The organism is Lysinibacillus sp. NPDC093197 (assembly GCF_044754025.1).
Classification (GTDB): Bacteria; Bacillota; Bacilli; order Bacillales_A; family Planococcaceae; genus Lysinibacillus.
On the sequence record NZ_JBIVOH010000005.1, the window covers coordinates 85,773 to 111,697 of the forward strand.

Here is a 25,925-nt window from a genome sequence, read left to right on the forward strand (position 1 = left end):
CTCCTCCTTTACACATGTAGTATGTGCAAAAAGAAATATTATATGTACCAGCCACCATTTAATCGAATTATTTGTCCTGTCACATAGTCTGCTTTGCCGGATAAGTAGAAACGAACCATTTCCGCTACATCCGTTGTTTGACCGACCGCTCCTAAAGGAATATCGTCCAAAATATATTGCAATTCCTCTTCACTTAAATGGCTATTCATCGAAGTATTAATAAAGCCTGGCGCAATAGCATTCACACGAATGCGAGACAATGCAGCTTCTTTGGCGTAGGACTTCACAAAAGCATGCTGCGCGCCTTTCACCGTTGCATAAAGTGCCTCACCTGCGGAACCTGCCTCGCCCCAAATAGAGCCGATAAAAAGCACATAGCTCACATCATGGGTACGGAGTTTTGAGGATAATAAAGCCGTTAAATGCATTGGATTTTGCACATGAACACGCCATAATGCATCCATATCTTCTACCGTAGTGTCTTCTAGCAATGAATAATGCGCTTGACCATTAGCAAAAACAATTGCCTGTACACTAAATATTTGGGAAGCTAACGCTTGCGCCGCTGTTATTTTTGTAAAATCACCTTGTACAAGCATAAATTCCTGAGCAGGAAAACGACTTACAAGCGTTTCACATAATGTTTGAGCCATTTGCTCATTGTTTGAATAATGCACATAGAGAGACCAGCCGTCCTCTGCCAAACTGTGGCAAATAGCACGACCGATCTCACCTGATGCACCTAATATAAGGGCAAACTTTTTCACTAGGCGCCCTTCTCTGTTGGTAAAACTTTAAACACAGTTTGTTGAGACTCTCCTTGAATAGAAGCAAACGCTTGCGTTAAATCTTCAATTGTTAATTCTTCTAAGACAGGCACTACATCAAACAAATTCATATCATTAAACGAGTAACGCGTAAATTGGTTTGCAATAAATTCAATTGAATTTAATGCACGTAAGAAAAAGCCTATTTTTTTACGCTTAATGCGCTCTAAATCTTCACTTGCAAATTGCGCGTTTTTTTCGTATTTTTCCAATTCAGCTTTAATCGCTTTTTCCAATGCATCTGGTTCTGTTGAATCTGAACCAATTAACGCAAAGCCAAACCCATTTTCTAAAGTAAAGTCAAATGCGTACGATTCATCAATCAAACCTTCATCATACACACGTTCATAAAAATTAGAAGTGCGACCAAAAATAAGTTCTAAAGCAATTTGTACTGATAGCTCATGTTTTAACATTTCCCGACCAGACAAATCCGTTTCTCGAGCTTTTAAACCTATATAGACCTTAGGCTTTTGAACATCCATGTGTAATGTACGGTCTTTAATGGCAACATCTGTTGGCTCTTCATCAAAGAAGCGTTGTATTGGTGTAGGCTCTGGAAACTCTTTTTTACCTTGGTTTTCGCGAATGAACGCCATCATTTCTTCTGGCTCGACAGCACCTATAGCAAATAACAACATATTAGACGGATGATAAAACGTATTGTAGCACGTGTATAAATGGTCAGCCGTAATGCCGTCAATTGATTCGATTGTTCCCGCAATATCAATTTTCACAGGGTGATTATGATACATATTTTCAATCGTACCAAAGTATAGACGCCAATCTGGTTGGTCATCATACATTGTAATTTCCTGGCCAATAATGCCCTTTTCCTTGTTAACAGTAGCTTCTGTAAAGTAAGGTTCTTGGACAAAATTTAATAATGTTTCTGTGCTTTTATATATATTATCTGTTGATGAAAATAAATATGCAGTTCGAGTGAAGGAAGTAAATGCATTGGCTGAAGCACCATATTCACTAAATTTCTGGAATACATCTCCATCTTCTTTTTCAAACATTTTATGCTCTAAAAAGTGTGCGATTCCATCTGGCACTGTAATACTTTCCGATTCACCAAGCGGTACAAATGTACGATCTACTGAGCCGTACTTCGTTGTGAACGTGACAAAAGTTTTTGAAAAGCCTTTTTTCGGCAAGATATATACATCTAAGCCGTTTTCTAATTTTTCATAGTAAAGTGTTTCATCTAATTGTTTGAATTCAATTGTTTTCATTGTGCAGCTTGCTCCTTTCCTGATAAGAAATAGACCGCTTCTAACTGCACTTGCTTCGCCATTTCAATTACATCTTCTTTCGTTACAGCTCGCCATTTATTTGCCCATGCTTCTACAGAGAACTCCTCAGGCAAATCTTTATATTGGTCAAAAATTTCGATTTGACCACGCGCTGAATCAAGGGATTCTTTTAACTGATTTGTTAACATCGCCTTTGTTTGTTCTAATTCTAAATCAGTGATTTCCCCTGCTTGCATAACAGCAAGTTGCTCTTTAATGAGATTGAGAGCCTTTTCTTCATTTTTCGCCTCAATACCTGACACAACGAATAATAAGCCATAGTGCGATGCATAGGAGCTAGAAGCATAGTAAGCCAGGCTTTCTTTTTCTCGCACATTCATAAATAACTTGGCATGTGGATAACCACCAAAAATACCGTTAAAAATCTGCATTTTTGCAAAATCAGCATCACCAAATCGAACAGGAGTACTAAAACCTATATGCAGCTTACCTTGCTTCATTTCTTGCTGTTCACGGACATAATCATTTTGTGGGTGTTTTTGTGGCGATACAGTTGGAATTTCCTCAGGAATACGGTCCTTAAATGGTAGAGCCTCTTTTAATTTTGCAACAAGCTCATCTTCATTAATATCACCCGCAACATAAATATCAATTTTGTCCGTCGTTAGCATTGATTCGTACGCTGCCAACAGAGATGACGGTGTGATATTTTTAATGTCTTCTACTGTACCATTTGCCGAAATAGAGGCAGGTTCATTTGGACGTAATATTTCTTGCAGACGCATTTGTGCAAAACGAGATTTATCGTCAAAAATGGATTCAATACGTTGGATGACCATTTTCTTTTCACGTTCTACAATTGATTCTTTAAATACACCATTTTCTAAATTCGGCTCAAAAATTGCCGCATGCATTACACCTAACACTTCATTTAAGACACTGGTATTAGCCAAATATTGATCGTTTACGGTTTCCATATTCATCAATACCGTATGTTCGTTACCACGCTTCGATGTATCAAAATACAATACTGTCCCGTATAGGTCATCTAAAAAACTACGAAATGCGGCAGTTGTTGTATATTTTGCATTGCTGTGTTGCAATACATTTGTTAACACCGTACGTTCAGACGCACATTTGGCCGTTAATGCTCTTCTCCATTTAATCGAGAAATTTACTGTTTTAAATTGGGTCGTTTGTCGGATATGCAAATTGACACCTTTTGCAAAAGGTATTGTTTTAAACATATGAAACCCTCCTATCTTTCTTAATATAACAATGTACTACAAATACTATACATGTCTATTGTCTATAATTGCAAAAAGAATCCAAAGTATGTATACGGAAAGTGAAAATAAGCTTGTAAATTATTATTTGTATAAGGCAAAAGACTGGGCTTGATTGCCCAGTCTTTTGTTTACTCGCTTCATTTCTTTCGACTCGGTCTAGTAGTTCAACGAATAAACATGCTGTCTTAGACTTATCGTTTGCCTTTAATATATGGTTGACCACTTGCTTTTGGTGCATTTGCTTTACCAATAAATCCTGCTAACGCAAAAATCGTTAACACGTAAGGTAATATTTGTAAATACACTGCTGGGATTTCTTGCACATATGGAATTTGGTTCCCTGCAATACTTAATGTTTGCGCTAAACCAAAGAACAATGCTGCTCCAAGTGCACCGATTGGATGCCATTTCCCAAAGATCATTGCTGCAAGTGACATGAAACCTTGACCAGCAATCGTTGCGTGTGAAAAGTCATGTGTAATTGTTTGCGCATAAACCGCACCACCAAGACCACCAAGTGCTCCTGAAATAACTACGGCTATATAACGCATTTTATTAACTTTTACACCCATTGTATCTGCAGCCATTGGATGTTCCCCTACTGCACGTAAGCGTAATCCAAATGGTGTTTTATAAATAATAAACCAAGCACCTATTGCCACTGCAAAGGCTAAAATCGATGTGCTATATACATCATGGAATAATAAACGTCCAAAGAACGGAATATCCTGTAAGTATGGAATAGCAAAACGACGAATTGGTTGGTCAATCATATCTGTTTGACCTTTATCATAAATCAATTTTACTAAGAATACAGTGACCGCTAAACCAAGTAAGTTAATAGCTACCCCTGATACCGTTTGATCGGCACGGAATGTGATAGATGCTACCGCGTGTAGTAAGGAGAAAATCCCCCCTATAATAACAGCTGCAAGCATTGCCACCCAGACTGTTGCGGATCCCAATTGTGTTGCAAACTCTAAATTGACAAAAATACCAACAAATGCGCCGACAATCATTAAACCTTCTAGCCCGATGTTAACAACACCTGAACGCTCAGAGAATACACCACCGATTGCAGTGAAAATTAATGGTGTCGCATATAGGATTGCAGAAGGGATGATGAAATATAACATTTCTAAAAAGGTCATGTTATTGTCCCTCCTTTTTCTTACTTAACTTTTGTAAACCTACTCGAATAACGTAACCTGATGCTACAAAGAAGATAATTAAGGCAATAATGATAGACACGATTTCCTCAGGAATCCCTGCAGCATTTGGCATGTTAAGAGCACCGTATTTTAACGAGCCGAATAACGAAGCCCCGAATACTACGCCAAGTGGTGTATTGGCACCAAGTAAAGCAACGGCAATACCGTCAAAACCAATACCTGTGAAGCCAGCTTTAATCGATGCGTTTTGGAATGTACCAAGCGCCTCCATCGCACCACCAAGACCTGCAAACATACCTGAAATCGTCATTGCTAAAATGACATTTTTATTGACACTCATACCAGCATATTCTGCTGCATTATGATTAAAGCCAACTGCTTTTAGCTCATAACCACGTGTTGTTTTTTCTAAAATGAACCACATTACAACTACCATAAGAAGTGCAATTAGGATCCCATAGTGAAGACTTGAATTGTCTGTAAGCTCTCTTAAAAACGGAGAACGTAATGAAGCCGATTCAAGAACACGTTCTGTTTTAAAGCTACCATCTGACAATTTTTTAATAACAGCGTTCGCAATATAAAGTGCTGTATAGTTTAACATAATTGTCGCAATTACTTCATGGACTTTAAATTTCGCTTTTAAGAAACCTGCAATAAAGGCCCAAAATGCACCAGCTACTGCTGCTGCTAGCAATGCTAACGGTAAGTGAATGATTTTTGGTAGTTCAAAAGCATAACCTACCCATGCTGCTGCAAGCCAACCTAAAATTAACTGACCTTCAACACCGATGTTAAATAAACCTGTACGGAAGGCAAATGCTACCGCTAGACCCGCCAAAATATATGGTGTGATTTGACGAATTGTGTTCCCTATTGAATATGAATCTCCAAAAATACCTGTCCAAAGAGCACTATAACCTTGTATTGGATCATAGCCACTGACTACCATTACGATAGCACCTACAATTAAACCGATAATAATAGAGATGATAGGAACGAGTATATTAATGACACGATTTGACATTAGTCGTTCCCCTCCTTCGCTATATTTGTGCTATTTTTTTTACTTTGCCCCGCCATTAATAGACCAAGCTCTTGCTCTGTTGTTTCTTTTGGATTTAACTCATCCACTATCTGACCATCATAAATAACAGCGATACGGTCTGAAACATTCATTACTTCATCTAGTTCAAAAGAAATTAATAATACGGCTTTTCCTTTATCACGTTGCTCTATAAGTCGAGAGTGAATAAATTCAATTGCCCCTACGTCAAGTCCACGTGTCGGTAGTGCCGCAATTAATAAGTCCGGATTTCGGTCAATTTCACGACCAATAATCGCCTTTTGCTGGTTACCACCTGATAAAGCGCGGGCAGGCGTCATTTCGCCATTACCTGTACGTACATCGTATTCTTTAATAATTTGCTTCGCTTTTTCTGATACTTTTTTATAATCCATTACAATGCCTTTTGCAATTGGCGGTTGGTAATATGTTTGGAGTGCAATATTATGACCGATTGGGAAGTCGAGTACTAAACCATGCTTATGACGATCTTGCGGGATATGTCCAACACCCTCCTCAGTAATTTTACGAGGTTTCATGTTCGTAACATCTTTACCGTTAAACTTCACTATTCCGCCTTTTACTTTACGCAAGCCTGTAATTGCCTCGATTAACTCAGATTGTCCATTGCCATCGATACCAGCGATACCAACAATTTCACCCTTACGTACAGTGAGGTTAAGGCCTTTTACTTTATTGATATTACGATAGTCAGTTACGACTAAATTCTCAATTGAAAGTACTTCATCAGTTGGATTTCCATCAATTTTTTCTGTTTTAAACTCTACTTGACGACCAACCATTAATTCAGCTAAATGATTAGGGTTTGTCTCAGTCGTAACAACCGTCCCAATCCCTTCACCTTTACGAATAATTGTTACTCGGTCGGAAACATCCATAATTTCTTTCAGCTTATGCGTAATTAATATAATTGATTTACCTTCAGCGATTAATCGACGCATAATTTGAATCAGTTCAGTGATTTCTTGTGGCGTTAAAGAAGCAGTCGGTTCATCGAAAATTAGTATTTCTGCACCGCGATAAAGTGTTTTTAAAATCTCGACACGTTGCTGCATACCAACTGTAATGTCTTCGATTTTTGCATTAGGATCTACATCTAGACCATATTTCTCAGAAAGCGCTTGCACCTTTTTCGCTGCGTCTTTAATATTGACTACGCCCATCTTAGTAGGTTCAGAACCTAATATAATGTTTTCTGTCACTGTAAAGTTTTCCACCAACATAAAATGTTGATGCACCATGCCAATCCCCAAATCATTGGCAACGTTTGGGTTTGTAATTTTAACAGCTTTCCCACGAACACGAATTTCTCCACCCTCTGGCTGATACAGACCAAAAAGGACGTTCATTAAAGTCGATTTACCAGCACCATTTTCTCCTAGTAGTGCATGGATTTCGCCTTTTTTTAGTTGGAGGGTGATGTTGTTATTCGCTACGAAATCACCAAATTCTTTGCGGATTCCAAGCATTTCAATCACGTATTCCAATATTGTCACTCCCTTATTAGGCAATTTTCTCTAAAATAATTGTACTCTAGTGTATTTCTACCTGCCTCTATTGCAATACAGCCCAGCATAAGGTTTAACTTTATTCAAAAGCGTTGCAATTTCTTTAAATAAAAAAACACCTGTATTGAACCTCACCTAAAGGTAAGGCATTTTCTAACAGAAAAATAAATTAATACAGGAAAGGTCATCGTTAGAAACCTTTCTTCTATTAACTTGGTACCATCATTATCTTAAGTTACGATAATATAATAATCTTATTTCAATATGGAAAAATAATATAAAAATAAAATATATCCAAACAGAGTATTACAAATAGTCAAAATATAACGATAGATTGAAAAATCATCATAAGGGCAGTTGTAAAGCCCTTATGATGATTAAGAGATGAATTATTTTTCCACTTTTTCTGGAACTACGATTTCACCGCTAGAAATTTTTTCTTTATATTCGTCAATAACAGCTTGTACGTCTGCTGGAATTGCACCACGAGAGTCAGCAAGTTTAACGCCGTCTTCAGCTAGACCGTAGACAACTGTTGTACCACCTGGGAATTCACCATTTTTTGCTTTGTTTGAAATATCTACTACTGCTTCGTTAACACCTTTTAACATAGAAGTTAAAGTAATGTTTGTTTTATCATCAACTTTACCTTCATCGTATTGGTCAGCATCTACACCGATTACCCATACGTTTGCATCAGGATCTTTTGCTTTACGTTCTTTAGCTTCAGAGAATACACCGTTACCAGTTGCACCAGCAGCGTGGAAGATAATATCTACGCCTGAAGAGTACATGCTGTTTGCAGCGATTTTACCAAGATCCGCTTTGTCAAATGCACCTGTATAGTTGCGTTGAATTTCGATATCAGGGTTAACAGCTTTAGCACCTTCAACGAAACCAGCTTCAAAACGATTGATAACTGGAATATCTACGCCACCTACAAATCCGATTTTACCTGATTTAGACATTTTAGCAGCAGCTACACCCGCTAAGAATGCACCTTCTTGCTCTTTGAAAAGAACATTTACAACGTTATCAGATTTTACTTCAGCATCGATTAATGCAAAGTGGTTATCTGGATTGTCAGTTGCAATCGCTTCAACAGCATCAGCCATCATGAAACCAATACCGAATACTAAGTTAAAGTCACGACGGATTAAGCTGTTTAAGTTTGTTTCATAGTCAGCGTCAGATGCCGATTGTAAATAGTCGAAACCACCAGTACCTTTTGATAGGTTGTGTTCTTTACCATAAGCTTGAACACCTTCCCATGCAGATTGGTTAAATGATTTGTCGTCAACGCCACCTACGTCAGTAACCATCGCTACTGAGAAAGTTTCCTCAGTGTTTTTGTCTCCTGATGCATTGTCTTTTGCAGGTTTTTCTTCGTCCTTCGCACCACATGCACCTAGAATTGCACTTGCAGCTAAAACTGAAGATAATACTAAACCAAATTTACGTTTTTTCATTTTGTTAACCCCCCGAGGTATTGTAATTAGCAGGAAAATAATTTAGAAATGTTCTACACCCGTTTACGTACTACATGGAAGCTGAATTTATCAGCTCGGAAATAATTTTTTGAATACAGCACTACTTGATCATTATCATCATAATGGAGCTGTTTCAATACTAAAAGAGCAGTTTCACGACCACAATTTAGTATCGGTGATGCTTGTTCATGATACCCTACTGGATCAATATAAGTTACAGCATAGGCAACATGAATTTTACCCGATTGTTCAAGTGCAGAGAAAAGTGAAACTTCTTTTTTGTCAACAAAGTCAGTAGGCAGGAAGCTTGCTGGTAATTTATCTATACAATAAACTACTGGCTCACCGTCCGCTGTTCTGACGCGTTCAATCGTGAGTATTTTATCTTCGCCATCACATTGGAAGCGTTTTAAATCTTCATCAGAAGGGATATTCTCCGTTGCCTTTAAAAAACGAGACCCTGGTTCCATACCTGCTGTTTCGATCATAGAAGAAATACTGGATAAATGCTCGATGCCTGAAGTAAACAACGGCTTAGGATTAACAAAAGTGCCAACCCCATGTCGACGCACAATCACATTTTCCTCTTCCAACAGTCGAAGCGCTTCCCTAAGTGTTGCTCGACTTACCCCTAGTGATTTCGATAATTCAAACTCTGAAGGAAGTTTTTCATTTTCTTTAAAAACGCCCGTCTCAATGTCAGACTTTAAACGATCAATTACTTGAAGATAGAGATGACGATGATCTGCTTTTATAGTCACATAAATCACCACCAAAATCAGAGATCAGACATCTGATGTACAACATTCCTACTAATCGTTCATAAATATAACATTTTTGCAGAATGAAATAAACTATTTTAAGCAAAATCAATTATAGAAATCATTTTTTCCTTCTTTTTGTCGCAAACATTTGGACATAAATACTGAAAAAAATGATTGTTTTTCCTTTTTAAGGAATCAATTATCATACTGATGAATAAGCACTTGTCGAGGCTTACTGCCCTCTGGAGGCCCTACAATACCGCGTTGTTCCATCTGATCGATTATGCGAGCAGCACGAGAATAGCCAATACGGAAACGACGTTGTAACATGGACACCGAAGCTGTCTGCATATTAACAACTAATTGGACTGCCTCGTCAAATAATTCATCCGTTTCTTCTAAAACTGTCTCTTCTTCACTCGGAATCATCTCTTCTTGGTACTGTGCTTTTTGTTGTTCTATAACAAAATTCACAACCGCTTCAACTTCCTGATCAGATAAAAAAGCACCTTGCACTCGTTTAGGTTTAGAAGCACCAGCAGGTAAAAATAACATATCGCCACGGCCAAGCAAACGCTCTGCCCCGCCCATATCTAAAATCGTTCTCGAATCAATAGCTGATGATACTGCAAATGCAATTCGTGAAGGGATATTTGCCTTAATAACACCCGTTAAAACGTCTACACTTGGTCTTTGAGTCGCTAATATTAAATGGATACCCGCCGCACGAGCCATCTGCGCCAAACGCGTAATGGAATCCTCGACGTCATTGGAGGCTACCATCATTAAATCTGCTAACTCATCGACAATCACTACAATATACGGCAACTTCGGATGCTTTTCCTCTGTTTGCTCATTTACTTTTTGTACATGACCATTGTAGCCTTCAATATTTCGAGTGCCCGTATGTGAAAATAAATCATAGCGTCGTTCCATTTCCGATACTACCTTTTTAAGTGCTTGTGACGCTTTTCGAGCATCGGTTACAACTGGTGCTAAAAGATGAGGAATTCCATTATAGACATTCAATTCCACCATTTTCGGGTCAATCATCATGAGCTTAACTTCATGTGGCTTTGTTCGCATTAGTATGGATACCACAATGCCATTTATACACACACTTTTCCCGCTGCCTGTTGAACCCGCTACAAGTAAGTGCGGCATTTTATTAAGCTCTGCTAACACGGCTTGTCCAGTAATATCACGGCCTAGTGCTACTTGTAACAACGAATCTGGCTTCGCTCCATCTTTTGATTCTAGCACTTCTCGCAATGTCACGATTGCTACCTCGCTATTAGGAACTTCAATACCAATTGCCGATTTACCAGGAATCGGTGCCTCCATACGAATATCCTTCGCTGCAAGTGCTAAAGCTAGGTCATCCTGAAGGTTAACAATTTTACTTACTTTTACGCCGATATCTGGCAGTATTTCATATTTCGTAACAGCAGGCCCTAAATGGACTTGCGTCACTTTAGCCTTTACCCCGAAACTTTGCAAAGTTTGCTCTAACTTTTTCGCATTTGCCTGAATTACGGAATATTCACCACTTTGGTCGTGCTGTGGAGGCATTTGCAAAAGATTGAATGAGGGAAGTTGATAATCTGCATTTTCTACAGCATCTGCACTTCCAATGTGGACGTCATCAATAAGCTCTCCTTCTTCAATTTCTACGTGCTCAGCGATTGGCAGTGGTTCTTCACGTTCATGTGATACATTTTGTGTAAAGGCTGAGATAATTGGCTCATGAGAAACTTCCTCTTCCTCATGTACTTCATGGGCGTGATCAACAGCTGCAACTTCGTCCGCAGTACTTTCTGCTCTTGAACGACGACTTTTTGCTTTCTTTGGCGCATTTTTTTTCTTTTCTCGCTGTTTTTTTTGCCATTTCCCAAAAAGCACAGGCATTTTTTCAGCTAAATACGGAACGAGTGCCTTGCCCGTCACTAAAATTAAACCGATAAAGAAAATAACCCAAGCAACCACTTTCGCACCTGTCGCTTCAAATAATACGTGAAGGCCACTAAATAACAAAGCACCTACCATCCCACCGCCAAGTGCATCACTGCGATGAACCACACCTTCCGAATTAATTAAGATTCGCCACGACTCTCTAAGAACCGATTCAGATAATAAGCCACCTGATTTTGATAATTGCTCAAATAAAATCCCATGACTAAAAATAGTCAAGCTCATCACAATTAAAAGCATTCCTAAAATAAGTCGGTCTTTCATGCTTACTTTTTTCTGCCCAATCATTAATAGCAATGCAACAAATATCAGCATAAATGGCACTGCAAAATGTAAATTTCCTAAAAGAAACATGGCAATTGTTTGTAAAATACGTCCAATCATGCCATATTCAAAAATCATAATGACCGCAATTGCGATTAAGATGAGCCCTAAAATTTCGTACATGAGTGGATGCATTTCTTTTTTGTCAGATGTTGGTTTTGCTTTTGTTGTTTTTCTTCTTTTACTACTTGCCATCTTTTTCACCTTCTTTTGCAATCCATTCTATATATGTAGCGAATAATATCATGTAGAACCCGATTATTTCAAAAAAAGGATTTTCCACCGTTTTTTATCGGCTAGAAAATCCTTTCTTCTTTCGCTACTTTCCCTTACCTTGCTCTAAAATACAACTCTCGCTTATAGGGCAAGTCCATTTTTCAAAGGTTGCTTGCTTAAGCAATGTCGCATTTTTTTATAAGACATTCAGCAAACCTTTTGAAAATTCAATCGGCAACGCTACGCGCTACGTAAATGTCACTAGTAGCAACGTGCGTAAAATAGTCGTTTAAAATTTTAATATTCCATAATGATTGGGATAATCATTGGGCGGCGCTTCGTTTTTTGGAATAAATAAGTATTCAATGTATCTCGAATCTCTTGTTTAATGTTTGTCCATTCAAATGTATCTTTTCCAACGTATTTTTCAATGACGGTTTTCGCAATTTCAGATGCTTCCACCATCAGTTGCTCTGATTCACGTACATAGACAAAACCACGCGATAAGATTTCGGGACCTGATGCGATTTTCTTTTGTGCTCGGTTTAATGTGACAACAACAATGAATATACCATCCTGAGATAGTAATTTACGATCACGTAAAACAATGTTTCCAACATCGCCTACACCAATACCGTCAATTAATACATTGCCGGCTTGTACTCGACCGCTCATACGCATTTTACCGTTTTTATATTCTACTATATCACCTTTATCGGCGATGAAAATTTGTGATTTTTGCATACCCAACTGTTGAGCTAGTTTAGAGTGAGCAATAAGCATACGATATTCACCTTGAACAGGGATAAAGTATTTCGGCTGCATTAAATTCAGCATTAGCTTTAAATCCTCTTGGCTGCCGTGCCCTGAAACATGGACATTTTTGCTCGATGTCAAAATTTCAGCTCCTGCTTTTGCAATGGAGTTCATTGTGTTAGCCATTTGTACTTCCATACCTGGAGACGGAGTAAACGTAATGAGTACTGTATCATTTTGTTTAATCTTAATATCTCGGTGATGTTTACGAACGATTTTTTCCAGCGCGTCTAGCGGTTCGCCTCTATTACCTGTTGCGATAATAATAATTTCTTCTTCTTGATATTTTTGCATATCAGAGATAGGAATAATAGTATCTTCTTCAACCGTTAAATAACCTAACTGTACACCTAGATCAACAGCTTTTTCTAGAGGTTTCCCTACAATCGCCACTTTACGGAATGATTTTTGAGCTTGTGTTAATACTTGTTGAATACGAATGAAGTTAGATGCGTATACAGCTACTAAAATACGACCTGGTGCTGAATGGAAAGTTTTTGATAGTTGTTCCTCAATCACAATTTCAGATGTCGTATAACCTGGTCGCTCTGCTTCACAAGACTCAGAAAGTAAAATAAATACGCCTTCTTCACCTAATTGCGCCATTTTTGCTAAATCTGGCTTGAACTTACCTGTCGCAGACTGATCGAATTTAAACTCCCCTGTATGAACAATCGCCCCTTCAGAAGTATGGAACACAACTCCTAATGAATCGGGAATACTATGTGTTGTATGGAAGAATGTCACATACGTAGAGTTGAAATTCATACGGCTCCGATTTGTTACTTCAAAGAATTTCACCTGATGTGGTGCAGGTAATTCTTTTAAATGTTCTTTTGCGAGCGCAATAGTTAATTTTGATCCGTACACTGGTGCCTTCACTTTTTGTAAAATATAAGCGATTGAACCAATAGCATCCTCGTGACCATGTGTTAAGAAAATCCCCTTAACACGCTCTTTGTTTTCTTCTAAATACGTAATATCAGGAATTACGATGTCAATGCCCAGCATCTCGTCTTCTGGGAACATTAAACCGCTATCTACTACAAATAGCTCTTCGTCAATTTCTACTACGCACATTGCTTTTCCGATTTCGCCCACGCCACCTAGTGGAATGATGCGAATTAGTTCATTTTTCTTTTTTGTCAATTTGTTTCCTCCTAAAAAATATCCCGAACAGCAACCACTTATTTTCATTATACGGTTTGCAAAGCTTTTGCACAAATTAAAAATATAGGTAATGCGATTATTTTAACCCCTATGGCGTAAAAATCCACTCCGCTTTCCGCGGGCACAGTGTAAGCCGCTACCCTCGCGTGCGCGCGGTTTGTTGCGACTTACGTTGTGGGCTAGTCCCGCCGGAGTCTTCGTGGATTTTTACTTAGCTTATCATTAAATTGTTTGAGTGCCTGACACCTCAGCAAATCGCAGAGAAATTGTTTGAGTGCCTGGCACCACAATGTTAAAAAAACTATAGACAAACTCGTATTGCTGAGTTTGTCTATAGTATCATCTATCACTATCTAAAGCTTTTCGCTTTTTCTTGGTATGTTTCCCATACTAAATCAAAGTTTGCTTTCTCTTCATCCGTCATTTCTACCATTGGTAGACGAACATTTAATGTATCAAATCCTAATTTAGTCATTGCGTATTTTACTGGTGAAGGATTCGGTTGGGCAAACAATGCACGTACTAATGGTAATAATGCTCTGTGAATTTTCGCAGCTTGCTTGTGATTTCCTTCTTCAAACATTCGGATCATTAACTGCATATCATTTCCAACGACATGCGACGCAACTGAAATTACTCCCGCGCCCCCTATTGCAAGCAACGGTAATGTTAAGCCGTCATCTCCACTATATACAAAGAAATTATCAACAGCTTCAACGTTTTCAATAATATCGCCCATTTGATCTAAATTCCCGCTCGCCTCTTTAATCCAAGAGATATTAGGAATTTTACTTAAATCAACAGACGTCTCATATGCCACGTTCACACCTGTACGTCCAGGTACATTATAAAGCATTACAGGCAGCCTAGTTTCTTTTGCAATAGTTTCAAAGTGCGCGTAAATACCTCGTTGGTTTGGCTTATTATAATAAGGTGCTACTAACATAATACCATCTGCACCATTTTCTTCAGCCTTATGCGTCATGGCGATAGAATAAGCCGTTTCGTTATCCCCTGTACCCGCAATAACTGGTACACGGCCTGCCACTTTCTCTACTGTAAATCTTACTACTTCAATTTTTTCTTCTGTGGTCATAGTTGGGTTTTCAGAGGTTGTGCCACATGCAACAATGCAATCAGTGCCATTATCTATTAAGTAATTAATAATACGTTCTAATTCCGGATAATTAATCGTACCATCTTCCTTAAACGGCGTTATCATTGCCGTTCCAATTCGACCTAAATTCATCCTTACACCCCTCTTATAGTAAGTTATCCTCAAGCATTGCTTCTGCAATTTGGATAGAGTTCAATGCAGCGCCTTTTAATAAATTATCTGATACGATCCAGAGATGGAATCCCTTTTTATTGTCTAAGTCTTGACGGATACGTCCTACAAAAGTAGCATCTTCCCCTTCTGCGTAAATTGGCATTGGGTAAGTTTGTGTTGCGATATCATCTTGTAATACAATTCCAGGTGCATGACGTAATACTTCGAAAATCCCCTCAACTGTCGTATCTTTTTCTACTTCTATATAAACAGATTCAGAATGTCCTGAAACGACAGGTACACGTACGCAAGTAGCAGCTACTTTTAGCTCTGGTGCATGCATAATTTTCTTCGTTTCATTAATCATTTTCATTTCTTCGTATGTAAAGCCATTGTCTGTAAATTTATCGATTTGTGGAATGACATTACGAGCAATTGGGAAATGACGTTTGTCGCCACCACTTGGTAAAATATTCGCTTCTACATCTTTACCTGCATCCCAGTTTGCGCTTTGTGCTTTTAATTCTTCAATTGCTGAAATACCTGCACCAGAAACTGCTTGGTATGTTGATACTAATACCTTCGTTAAGCCAAATGTTGCACGGATTGGTTCAAGTGCTGCAACCATTTGAATTGTAGAGCAGTTTGGATTTGCGATAATCCCTTTATGTTTAGCAAGATCGCCGCGATTCACTTCAGGTACAACTAACGGTACCTCTGGATCCATACGGAAATGGCTCGTATTGTCAATAACTACCGCCCCGCGTTTTGCCGCTTCAGGCGCAAGCACTGCCGATACAGAACCACCCGCAGAGAATAAAGCGACATTGACGCCTTCAAAAGCTTCTGGTGTCGCTTCTTCAATTGTATATGTCTTACCATTAAATTCGATTGGTTTTCCTGCAGAACGTGCAGAAGCTAAAAATTTAATATGTCCGATTGGAAATTTTCGTTTAATTAGTTGCTCCATCATTTTTGAACCTACTGCTCCTGTTGCCCCTACAACTGCAACTGTTAACTGCTTAGTCATCTGTCATCTCTCCTTGAATACAAGTTCCATAATGTGTGCTATTGTATCATAAAAATACTGAAAATTGTGTGCAATTAATGATTTATTTGAAATATTGTATCAACAGTGGTTGTAATTGCGTTTTCTGCGTAATTGCTGCATCAACCGTCTCGACCATTTGATTAAAATCAGCAATTAATGAATTCGGTTTTCCGTGGGGTGAATCTTGACCGAATGGAATAAAGTAGATGTTTTTTGAATTGAGCAGTTTCATAATATTCATGCCGTTTAGGCCAAGTGCATCATTTGTGGAAATGCCTAGCACGACAGGTGAACCGTTTCGCAATGTTGCCTTTGCCGCCATCAGCACAGGGCTATCTGTCGCTGCATTGGCAAATTTACTAATACTATTACCGGTCATTGGAGCTATAACCATTGCATCCAATGGATTGGAAGGTCCAAATGGTTCTGCTTCTTTTATAGAAGAAATCACTTTTTGTCCTGTCAATTCCTCTATTTTTGCAATCCATTCTTCTCCTGTACCGAAACGTGTAGCAGCGTGTAATACAGAGTGGGTAATAATCGGGATAACTGTAGCCCCTGCATTAATAAAGTTTTGAATTTTGGGTACAACATCCTCATACGTGCAATGTGAAGCCGTAATGCCTAAACCAATTCGTTTACCCGTCAGCAATTTTCTTCCTCCTCTATTGCCTTGCACAAAATTTCTGCCGCATCATGTGCAAAGTATTTCCCAGGTAATGATGGCAATAGTACATATGTCTGTAACTGGTCAGCATCAATATCTAAACAGCCTGGCTCTGAAGCTAAATCATATAGCACAGCAGGCACATGGTCCTGAAACGATTCTGTAATCCATTTGGCAGGAATCGTATTGATGAAAATCCCATCATGTATCGACCATTTTCGATCATCTAAATCAGACGCTTTATAGCCATATGCTTTCGCTTCACTCACTTGTACCACTGAACGCGCAACAATATGCACGTTAGCACCCATCTTTACGAGTAAAGAAGCGAGCATTTTGGCGATGCGTCCAAAGCCTGCGATTGTAAAGTTTTGTCCGTAAATACATTTCTGCTCGAGTCCGTAGAACGTGGCGATAAATCCCTCCGCTGTCAACCTCGCATTTTGCCAAATAAAAGACTCTTGCTGTAAATAGCAATTAGTTTCATTTTTTTCTAGCAACTGCTTCCAATGCATTGTCAATCGCCCAGTATAAAACTTAACTTGTGATATGCCATATAATTGTTCTACTTCTATCTTCAATGGAAGTATAGGTAGAATAATTTTATTGGGCTGGAACTCTAAAACAAGTTTATTTAACTCCTCATTCCAAACTGAAGTTCTTTTATAGAATACTGTACGTGAAGGGCTTCGCAGCATCGTTGCTAATTCTTTTAACCTTGAGTCCTCGCCGATCACCAGCCATTTTTCGTTTTCCAAAAGCTCACCTCACTGTAAAAATTCGGACTGTACCGTCGTTGTTTTGTTAAATAAAATACGATCTTCCCCAATTAATATAATTTCATGCCATGGAATCATTTCACTAACTTTCACTTTCTTCTTTTGGAATGGTAATTTTTCTTTAATAATCTCAAATCCATGTATCTTACCTGTCTGCACATCTAATAGGCATTCTGTGTGTGCCAGTATGCCAAAATGTACACCACCTTCAACCTGAATTAACTCTTTATCCACCATTTCAGATAATAGCATGCCTCATCTCCCTCCTTGAGCCGTTAACCCAATATATGCCGAGTTTTTGCAAATCGTGCCCCATATTGAAAGTACTTCAATGTTGCAACTTTAGGCTGAACTGTGTATAGTGTGTATATACAGTTTATTAAACATGAGAGGTGAAAATTTGTGCATATCCATTTAAGCAATGCGAGTGATAAACCAATTTACGAGCAAATTACTGTACAGCTAAAAGAGGCAATTTTAGCAAATAAATTACAGGCTGGCGATGCACTCCCCTCTATTCGTGCACTCGCAAAGGATCTCAAAATTAGCGTAATGACAACAAAACGAGCTTATGCAGATTTAGAGCGAGATGGCTTTATTGAAACCGTAGCTGGCAAGGGTAGCTTTGTCACTGAACGCAACCAAGACTTTCTCCGTGAGGAATTATTGCGTCAAGTAGAGGAGCATCTGCAAAAAGCCGTAAGGACAGCCAAAACTGCAGGTCTTTCAAAAGAGGAATTAGGAGACTTACTTTCGTTAATTGTAGAGGAGGACAACTAAATGAATTCCATAGAAATTCATGATTTACACAAAATCTTTGAAGGCTTTTCATTAAAAGATATTAGTTTTTCAGTACCACAAGGAACTGTTATGGGCTTTGTTGGTGAGAACGGTGCAGGCAAATCAACTACTATTAAATGCATGCTCAATTTATTGAAAAAAGAATATGGCGAAATATTGCTATTCGGCAAAGATATTGTCGAACATGAGCTTGCGATAAAAAACGACATCGGTGTCGTTTTCGACGAGCTGCATGTACCCGAAACGCTTAATGCGACGCAGCTCGACAAATTTATGAAAAAGGTATTTAAAACATGGGATTCTACCTATTATTTTGAGCGATTGGCACAATTTAAAGTACCTGAGCGAAAAAAGGTAAAAGAATTATCTCGAGGAATGAGGATGAAGCTATCAATTGCATTAGCGTTATCGCATCATCCAAAATTATTGATTTTAGATGAACCGACAAGTGGACTAGATCCAATTATACGTGATGAAATTCTCGACTTGTTTTTAGATTTTATGCAGGATGAGACACATAGCATTTTATTTTCATCACATATAACGAGTGATTTAGAAAAGATAGCTGACTATATTACATTTATTCATAATGGTGAAATTTTATTTAGTGAAAGCAAGGATGTCTTACTGTATGACTACGGTATTTTCAAAGGGAATAAAGAGGAAGTAAGCGATTTACCAGAGCAAGCCATTATCCGCAAACGTAATGGCGCTTTCGGGCTTGAGGTACTTGTTCTAAAGAATGAAATAAGTGAAGCATTTATCGTTGAAAGGCCTACGATTGAGGATATCATGCTATTTTACGTGAAAGGTAGTGTTCAATTATGACTGCTCTTCTAGTAAAAGATTTAATGACCATTCAACGGCAATTAAAGACAAAAGTGCTTTTTCTTTTTCCCATTCTTTTTATATCCATTGAGTTTGGGCAAGGATATTTTATTTTTCCCTTTATTTTATTTATCCTAATTATTCAAGCAGTCACTGCTCTTACTTATGATGAACTATGTGATTTTGATAAATATGCCAATACTTTACCCATTTCAAAGAGCGAAATTGTCCTTAGCAAATACATGCTCAGCCTTTTTCTAATGTTTATCGCATTGATTATTGCGTTACCTATTGTTTTTATAATTAATCACTTCACCAACAATTGGGAAACAGCTAATTATTTCCTTACATTTAACCTTATTATTGCGGTAGCATTATGTATGCTTGCTTTAATATTACCAATCTATATAAAATTCGGCTCTATAAAAGGGAGATTCGTTCTTATTTTCCTATGCTTTATTCCAGGCTTGATTATCGGTTTGTTAGATGAGTACTTTGCGAATATTTTGCTAGTTATTTCTAAACTACAACATTTGAGCTATCTCGCACCTTTTATCGGACTTTTTATTTTATGGTTATCTTCTCTTATTTCAACAGCAATCTATAAACGTAAGGAATTTTAGGAGGGAGGTTGCATGCACTATGAAAGCTTTATTATGGCATAGATTGTCCATGCAAAAATGGTATATACTTTTGTTGCTTATAATTAGTTTGTCCATTACTTTCATGAACTTACATTTTTTCAGTGCCTCTTCTATCGTCATATTTGCGTTAATTTTTTCTGCGACGATAGTCGAAAGCATGTATACGCAAGATCATAAAGCGAAGTGGGAACTGTTTGTTAATAGTCTTCCTTTAACGAAAAAGATGCAGTTACAAGCGGATTATCTTTATTGTTACGGCTTAATTGCACTACTGTTTATCACATCTGCCCCTATTTATTTTTCACCGTTTTACGAACATAGCAATAGCTTCGAGCATTTCGCTATTTATTTCGCAAATATTAGCTGTGCTATTTTGCTTGTTTGTACGCAATTTTATACACATCATATAGAGGAGACTAAAGGGATGCGTTCCTTTAGAATGATCGTTTATGTATTACTTATTTTTTCCGTTAATTTTCCAATCCACTATTATTTATCAATGGTAGCTGTCAATTTGTCAGTCATTTTAATACCAACAGTAATTAGCGTAATCATCAGTATTTTCGTTTTTCGAAAATGCCATGTGCTGTATAGAGCTAAAGAGATCTATTAATGCTAACAACAATCCGACTGACCAATAATATTCATAAATAGGACAAGCCCCACCGTGAAATAAACCACGGTGGGGCTTGCTTTGTAAAGGTGAAGGCTAATTTCCGTAGCGGGTTGCTCGCTTTCCGCGGGGCGTTGCTTAAGCGCCCAGTCGGAGCGAAAATCAAACGCTCACGTTTATTCTATTTTTTATCAATTACTACATGTTTTAAAGTGTCAGTAGTTACATCAATATCAAACGCTTTACCGAAACCGACAACGTAACGACCTTCTAAAGGTGTTAGCTCAAATAGTGAAAAATCAAGTGTGCGCAATAATTGCATCATTTTCGCATTATGCACTTCATCGAATAATGCAAACACTTCCTCATAGCCTTCATTACCTAATAAAGTTGGTGTACATTGCCAACGTGCACGCTCTGTCGCAAACGGGTTAGCTGTTACTGCCTCGTCTGCTACACATATTAAATCTACAAATTGAGACTGCTCCATTAGTTTAAAATGCTCAGCAATCCGACTAATATAAACATAAAATTTCCCGTTTAGTCGCACAAATGGTGTAGTACTGCTGAACGGCTTACCTTCTGCATCTACAAGACTAAGAACACAACTTTTTTTACCTTGTATAAACGCTTCATAATCCTGTTTAATTTGGTCCATGTTAATTTCTTTTTGCATCCTAATTCCTCCTATGCCTTCACAGTACTTTTTAATTGAATTCGTGGAGCGGAATCCCATGATACATATTGAATTTCCGCTTCCATCCGATAAATTTGCTGAATCATTTCTTCTGTCATCACATCTTCAGGCGTACCAATTTGTGCTCGGTATCCATCCTTTACAACGACAATTTGGTCGCTATAACTAGATGCTTGATTTAGATCATGGAGTACCATAACAACGGTCATCCCCATTTCACGATTAAGCTCTCGTACTAATTCCAGTACTTCATGTTGATGGGCAATATCTAAATAAGTCGTAGGCTCATCCAATAATAAAATTTGTGGTCGTTGTGTCAATGCCATCGCAATCCATGCGCGTTGCGATTCTCCACCAGATAACGCCGCAATTGGTTGATCTCGATAATGCATTAACTGCGTTCTCTCTAATGCCCAATCAATGATTTCTTCATCTTCTGCATTTAAACGTTCAAACCATTTTTTATGTGGATAGCGACCATAAGCGACTAAATTTCGAACTGAAATATCTGCTGGTGCTTGATTTCGCTGACTAAGTATACACATTTTCTGTGCAATTTCTTTAGACGAAAGTCGACGTATATTTTCGCCATCGAAGGTAATTGTCCCACCACTGTAAGGCTGCATACGTGCAATGGCCTTTAGTATAGTAGACTTTCCAGAGCCATTCGGCCCGATAATGGATAGTACCTCTCCTTTGTTGACATCAAATGAAAAATTATGGACAACTTCTTTTTGCTCATAACGGACAGATAGCTGTTCAATTTTTAACAATTAAAACGCCTTCTTTCGCATTAAATATAAGAAATAGGGTCCACCAATAACAGCCATAATAATCCCTGCTGGAATATCTAGTGGCGCAAATAATGTCCGACCACCTGTATCTGCTATAAGTAATACTATAGCGCCCATCGCCATACTCATCGGAAGCATGTACTTATAGTCTGAGCCTACAAGCATGCGCGCCATATGTGGAACGATTAAGCCGACAAAACCAATCATACCAATTGCCGCTACTGAGATAGCCGCTAAAAATACAGCTAAAATTGATAACATAATACGAATACGTGTTACATTTTCGCCGAGGTTCACTGCAACTTGGTCTCCTAAGCGGATAATATTCGCCTTTCGGATAGCAAAGATTGATACAATCCAACCGATAATCGCGTACGGATAAATCATATGTAGCGAAGCATTTCCCTTCGCAGCAAGGCTACCATTTAACCATTGCACGGCAGACGGCAGACGATCACTATACATGATGGATAGGAAACCAATGATGCCCCCACCTAATGCATTGACAGCAACACCTGACAAAATAATGGTAATTGGTGAAATACCTGAACGGCGCCAAGCTAATGCGTAAACAATTGTTGCCGCAAGCAAGCCCCCAACAAATGCTGCTATCGGAATGTAGCTTGTGAATTCCGGATTCGCTAACATAATAATTAACACAAAGGCAGCAGCACCACTTGTTACACCTGTCAATCCTGGGTCAGCTAATGGATTTCCCATCACCGCCTGCAATAGCGCACCTGAAATTGCAATATTTGCGCCAATAATCAATGCTAGTAACACACGTGGCAGTCGAATATCCCAAATTATCGTTGTATACACACCTTCATTTGTCCGGCCATTTAATATCGTTGATAGTATTTCTGGAATTGTAATATGGACACTTCCAAGTCCAATGGCAACAATCGCTGCTATTAATGTCAGCACAAAGGTAACGATTACGATTATGCGACTTCTCGTTGTACTAATCATAGTTAAACCTCATTCTTACTTGTAGAAATAATCTGCAATTGTTGTAAGTGCTGTTTCTACATTGGCAATGGAAGTCACACCAAATGTACTATAATCAAGCATATAGATTTTGTCATTTTTATAAGCTGACAATTGCGTCCATGCACTGTTTTTCTCAATTTCTTGCTTAAATTTATCTTCATTCGCTCCATGATCACCTGAAGCTAATACGAAAATCATATCAGGATCAGCTACTACAATATCTTCTAAGTTCATTGGTGAATATGTTGATTCTGCTTTTAACACGGATTGTGCAATATTATCTGCACCTAAACGTTCAACTAAACTACCTAAATATGATTTTTCGTTCATAACCATGAATGAATCAGATGTACCAATCACTAGCATTACAGATGGAAGTTCCTTGCCTTTCCCCTGTGTTTCTAGTTCATTTTCTTTCGCTACAATACTTTGTAGCACTTCATTCATTTTATCTTCTTTTCCAAAGTATGTACCAAGTACTTTGAAACTTAATTTTAAATCATCATATGACTCTGTTGGTAAATATGCTGTTGGAATATTCATCCCTGTTAGTGCTTGATCCAACGAGCTTTGAAGAGCTGATGCCCCAATAATTAAACCTGTTTGTAAACTTGAAATGACTTCTAAATCCGGTGCCATCGGTGAGCCAATTTTCGTAATTGCCTCAAAATCTTTAGGAAGTGGATTTGTCGATGTTGGAACTCCCACTGGTGTAATTCCTAATAGGTTAAGCATCTCTGTTAACGGGACAGATGTAGTGACGATTTTGTCAGGCACCTCTGTCGGGAAACTTGCTAAAGCTTTTTGAAATGCTTCTTCATCTACGCCGTCTTCTAATGCTTCTGATGCATCTTCTTTTTCATCTGTTGCTACTTCTTGTTGTTCTGGTTTATCTGCTTCATTTTCTACACCTTTTTCTTCTTGCTTTGCACATCCTGCTAATGCACATACTATTACTAAAAGACTAACCCAAACCCACTTTTTCATATTTTCTATCTCCCTACTAACTGATAATGATATTCAATGTCATTCATAATATCAGAGTTCATTGATAATAGCAACGTCTAATTGATAATATCTTTTCCAATTGAAAAATATGCATAGCTTATATTGCTTCTTCAAGTTGTAGCATGTGAACCAATAACTAAATAAAAAAGCGAGGCATTTAACGATTGAATCGTTGAATACCTCGCTCGAAACTGGAAACAAAGAATTAAATAAAGGTGATTCGCTCCGAGTAGACGCTTTTCCGCAGAAAGTCTGTCTAGCAAAAAAATTGTTTGGGTGCCTAATTGTTTGGGTGCCTGGCACTCAGCATACTATCGTTTCCTAAATCAGGGAAATCCACTTCGCTTTCCGCTGGCACCGTGTAAGCCCCAACCCTCGCTGTCCCACGGTCTGTTGTGTCTTTTATTGCGTTCGTTCTGAGCAGAAGTCTACGTGGATTTTTTCTTAATAAATCATACAAATTGTTTGAGTGCCTGGCACTAGCAGTAGGAGATACGATACTCCTGCAAAACAGCCCGAGCGGAAATCGACTGCAGTAGTGTAAATCTATAACTTTGTCTACACACTAAAGCGAGGCATCCAACAATCGAACCGTTGGATGCCTCGCAATAAAATATGAAATTTTTGTGACCTCGTTTTAGGCTCTTTTTATGCTTCAGGTCCGATAATTGAAATCGCAGGCTCTGCTTTTAATATTTTAGCAATGAGTCGGTCAACTGATTCCATTGTTACAGCATCAATTGACGCTAATACTTCATCTACTGAACGATGTCTTCGATGAACTAATTCACTTGTACCATTACGATTCATACGTGCACCCGTACTTTCAAGACCAAGTACAAAGCTTCCTTTTAGCTGTTCCTTAGCATTATCTAGCTCTTCCTCCGTTACGCCTCCCGCTACAATATCAAGTAATGTAGCATCGATCGTATGTTGCAATTGCGAAAGTTGCTGGCGACTTGCACTGCCGTAAATCGTAAATGCTCCAACATCTGCATAGCATGATTGATAGGAGAAAATTGAATATGCTAAGCCGCGCTCTTCTCGTACCTCTTGGAATAGACGGGAGCTCATGTTTCCACCAATAATATTATTTAAAGCAATAAAGCTATACATATCTGGATCTTTGACACCGATTGCCGGATAAGAAAGTGCTAAATGCGCCTGTTCCGTATCACGCGTTTTCGTAATTTCTCCTGGATGGAACTGTGGGTTTGTCAGGACAGGTACAACAGCAAGTGGTGAAGCCTCGTAATGTCCGAACAAATTTTCAATCGTTGTTAATAGTGAGGAAGAAATATTTCCTGCCACAGAAATTACAATTGATTCTGGTCCATAATGTTTTGCCATATATTGTCGAATCACATCTGCAGTAAATGTTTTTAATGTAGCAGCAGTCCCTAAAATTGGGCGTCCTAGTGCATCATTTGGATACATTACTTCCCAAAGCTTTTCATGAACATCGTCATCATGAGCATCTTCACTCATTAATATTTCCTCTAGTACTACTTGACGTTCCTTTTCTAATTCTTCTTCCGAAAATGTCGAATTAAAGAACATATCTGCAAGGATTGTTATGGCAAGCTCTGCATGATGATCTAAAACTTTCGCATAATAGCATGTGTTTTCCTTTGAAGTAAAAGCATTTAGTTCTCCGCCAATTCGGTCGAACTCCTCTGCTATTTGGCGAGCAGTTCGCGTTTTTGTCCCTTTAAAAAGCATATGTTCGATAAAGTGCGTAATCCCATTCTCCTCTGGAAGTTCATAGCGAGAACCAGCATTGACAAAAATGCCAAGAGCAACGGATCTTACATGATCAATTTGCTCAGACACAATACGCACACCGTTTTGACATGTATGTACTTGTACCAAATAATTTCCTCCTTT

The 25,925-nt window shown here is 38.4% G+C and carries 24 protein-coding genes; 4 read left to right on the plus strand and 20 right to left on the minus strand.

All coding sequences use genetic code 11. The features are described from left to right. Positions 1-38 precede the first annotated feature (38 nt). The 15 genes from ymfI to ACIP9G_RS14520 all read right to left on the minus strand — a co-directional run bounded on the left by ymfI (position 39) and on the right by ACIP9G_RS14520 (position 17,912). Complete coding sequence (gene ymfI, locus ACIP9G_RS14450) at positions 39-767, minus strand: elongation factor P 5-aminopentanone reductase (protein WP_401020312.1); 729 nt, start codon at positions 765-767, stop codon at positions 39-41. Next, on the minus strand, positions 767-2,065 hold the full coding sequence (yfmH, locus tag ACIP9G_RS14455; RefSeq protein ID WP_401020314.1) for an EF-P 5-aminopentanol modification-associated protein YfmH: 1,299 nt from the start codon (positions 2,063-2,065) through the stop codon (positions 767-769). Before yfmH ends, ymfI begins: the two co-directional genes overlap by 1 nt. Then, positions 2,062-3,333 (minus strand): EF-P 5-aminopentanol modification-associated protein YfmF, encoded by a 1,272-nt coding sequence (gene yfmF / locus ACIP9G_RS14460; protein WP_340825765.1) that lies wholly within the window; start codon positions 3,331-3,333, stop codon positions 2,062-2,064. Before yfmF ends, yfmH begins: the two co-directional genes overlap by 4 nt. Before the next feature lie 233 nt (positions 3,334-3,566). Beyond that, complete coding sequence (locus tag ACIP9G_RS14465; protein ID WP_340825767.1) at positions 3,567-4,526, minus strand: ABC transporter permease; 960 nt, start codon at positions 4,524-4,526, stop codon at positions 3,567-3,569. 1 nt (position 4,527) lies between these two features. Continuing rightward, positions 4,528-5,574, minus strand: a complete 1,047-nt coding sequence (locus ACIP9G_RS14470) for an ABC transporter permease (protein WP_340825769.1) — start codon at positions 5,572-5,574, stop codon at positions 4,528-4,530. Next, a complete protein-coding gene (locus tag ACIP9G_RS14475; RefSeq protein ID WP_340825771.1) occupies positions 5,574-7,121 on the minus strand; it encodes an ABC transporter ATP-binding protein in 1,548 nt (515 codons plus the stop codon). The genes ACIP9G_RS14470 and ACIP9G_RS14475 overlap by 1 nt, the downstream gene beginning before the upstream one ends. Positions 7,122-7,531: 410 nt before the next feature. Then, on the minus strand, positions 7,532-8,611 hold the full coding sequence (locus ACIP9G_RS14480; protein ID WP_401020319.1) for a BMP family lipoprotein: 1,080 nt from the start codon (positions 8,609-8,611) through the stop codon (positions 7,532-7,534). A gap of 53 nt (positions 8,612-8,664) precedes the next feature. After that, positions 8,665-9,393: a GntR family transcriptional regulator gene (locus ACIP9G_RS14485; protein WP_139860220.1), complete on the minus strand. Its 729-nt coding sequence runs from the start codon at positions 9,391-9,393 to the stop codon at positions 8,665-8,667. A gap of 198 nt (positions 9,394-9,591) precedes the next feature. After that, entirely contained in the window at positions 9,592-11,886 is a 2,295-nt protein-coding gene (locus tag ACIP9G_RS14490) for an FtsK/SpoIIIE family DNA translocase (RefSeq protein ID WP_401020321.1), read from the minus strand. Between the two features lie 318 nt (positions 11,887-12,204). Next, positions 12,205-13,872 carry a ribonuclease J gene (locus ACIP9G_RS14495; protein ID WP_340825774.1) on the minus strand — a complete coding sequence of 556 codons (1,668 nt, stop codon included), beginning with the start codon at positions 13,870-13,872 and terminating at the stop codon, positions 12,205-12,207. A gap of 370 nt (positions 13,873-14,242) precedes the next feature. After that, positions 14,243-15,142, minus strand: coding sequence for a 4-hydroxy-tetrahydrodipicolinate synthase (gene dapA, locus ACIP9G_RS14500; protein ID WP_340825775.1), 900 nt, complete (start codon positions 15,140-15,142; stop codon positions 14,243-14,245). A gap of 13 nt (positions 15,143-15,155) precedes the next feature. Next, positions 15,156-16,193 carry an aspartate-semialdehyde dehydrogenase gene (locus tag ACIP9G_RS14505; RefSeq protein WP_401020324.1) on the minus strand — a complete coding sequence of 346 codons (1,038 nt, stop codon included), beginning with the start codon at positions 16,191-16,193 and terminating at the stop codon, positions 15,156-15,158. Positions 16,194-16,275: 82 nt separating this feature from the next. Beyond that, on the minus strand, positions 16,276-16,866 hold the full coding sequence (locus ACIP9G_RS14510) for a dipicolinate synthase subunit B (protein WP_340825777.1): 591 nt from the start codon (positions 16,864-16,866) through the stop codon (positions 16,276-16,278). Further along, entirely contained in the window at positions 16,860-17,639 is a 780-nt protein-coding gene (locus ACIP9G_RS14515) for a dipicolinate synthase (protein WP_401009434.1), read from the minus strand. Before ACIP9G_RS14515 ends, ACIP9G_RS14510 begins: the two co-directional genes overlap by 7 nt. Before the next feature lie 9 nt (positions 17,640-17,648). Then, on the minus strand, positions 17,649-17,912 hold the full coding sequence (locus tag ACIP9G_RS14520) for a YlmC/YmxH family sporulation protein (RefSeq protein ID WP_173477709.1): 264 nt from the start codon (positions 17,910-17,912) through the stop codon (positions 17,649-17,651). 150 nt (positions 17,913-18,062) lie between these two features. Here ACIP9G_RS14520 and ACIP9G_RS14525 point away from each other — a divergent pair, with 150 nt between their 5' ends. The 4 genes from ACIP9G_RS14525 to ACIP9G_RS14540 are packed head-to-tail and all read left to right on the plus strand — an operon-like array spanning position 18,063 to position 20,546. Continuing rightward, complete coding sequence (locus tag ACIP9G_RS14525; protein ID WP_401020326.1) at positions 18,063-18,440, plus strand: GntR family transcriptional regulator; 378 nt, start codon at positions 18,063-18,065, stop codon at positions 18,438-18,440. After that, positions 18,441-19,289 carry an ABC transporter ATP-binding protein gene (locus ACIP9G_RS14530; protein WP_401020328.1) on the plus strand — a complete coding sequence of 283 codons (849 nt, stop codon included), beginning with the start codon at positions 18,441-18,443 and terminating at the stop codon, positions 19,287-19,289. Next, entirely contained in the window at positions 19,286-19,912 is a 627-nt protein-coding gene (locus tag ACIP9G_RS14535) for an ABC-2 transporter permease (RefSeq protein ID WP_401020331.1), read from the plus strand. The genes ACIP9G_RS14530 and ACIP9G_RS14535 overlap by 4 nt, the downstream gene beginning before the upstream one ends. A gap of 19 nt (positions 19,913-19,931) precedes the next feature. After that, positions 19,932-20,546, plus strand: coding sequence for an ABC-2 transporter permease (locus tag ACIP9G_RS14540; RefSeq protein WP_401020333.1), 615 nt, complete (start codon positions 19,932-19,934; stop codon positions 20,544-20,546). A 181-nt stretch (positions 20,547-20,727) separates the two neighbouring features. Here ACIP9G_RS14540 and ACIP9G_RS14545 read toward each other — a convergent pair whose 3' ends face one another. From ACIP9G_RS14545 to ACIP9G_RS14565, 5 genes are all read right to left on the minus strand, one after another. Then, entirely contained in the window at positions 20,728-21,222 is a 495-nt protein-coding gene (locus ACIP9G_RS14545) for a HugZ family pyridoxamine 5'-phosphate oxidase (RefSeq protein ID WP_340825784.1), read from the minus strand. A gap of 11 nt (positions 21,223-21,233) precedes the next feature. Then, positions 21,234-22,016, minus strand: coding sequence for an ABC transporter ATP-binding protein (locus ACIP9G_RS14550; RefSeq protein WP_401020336.1), 783 nt, complete (start codon positions 22,014-22,016; stop codon positions 21,234-21,236). Next, on the minus strand, positions 22,017-23,009 hold the full coding sequence (locus ACIP9G_RS14555; RefSeq protein ID WP_340825787.1) for a FecCD family ABC transporter permease: 993 nt from the start codon (positions 23,007-23,009) through the stop codon (positions 22,017-22,019). It lies immediately after the preceding gene. A 15-nt stretch (positions 23,010-23,024) separates the two neighbouring features. Next, positions 23,025-24,017 carry an ABC transporter substrate-binding protein gene (locus ACIP9G_RS14560; RefSeq protein ID WP_401020339.1) on the minus strand — a complete coding sequence of 331 codons (993 nt, stop codon included), beginning with the start codon at positions 24,015-24,017 and terminating at the stop codon, positions 23,025-23,027. Positions 24,018-24,686: 669 nt separating this feature from the next. Further along, positions 24,687-25,910 (minus strand): M16 family metallopeptidase, encoded by a 1,224-nt coding sequence (locus ACIP9G_RS14565; RefSeq protein ID WP_401020341.1) that lies wholly within the window; start codon positions 25,908-25,910, stop codon positions 24,687-24,689. Positions 25,911-25,925: the final 15 nt, after the last annotated feature.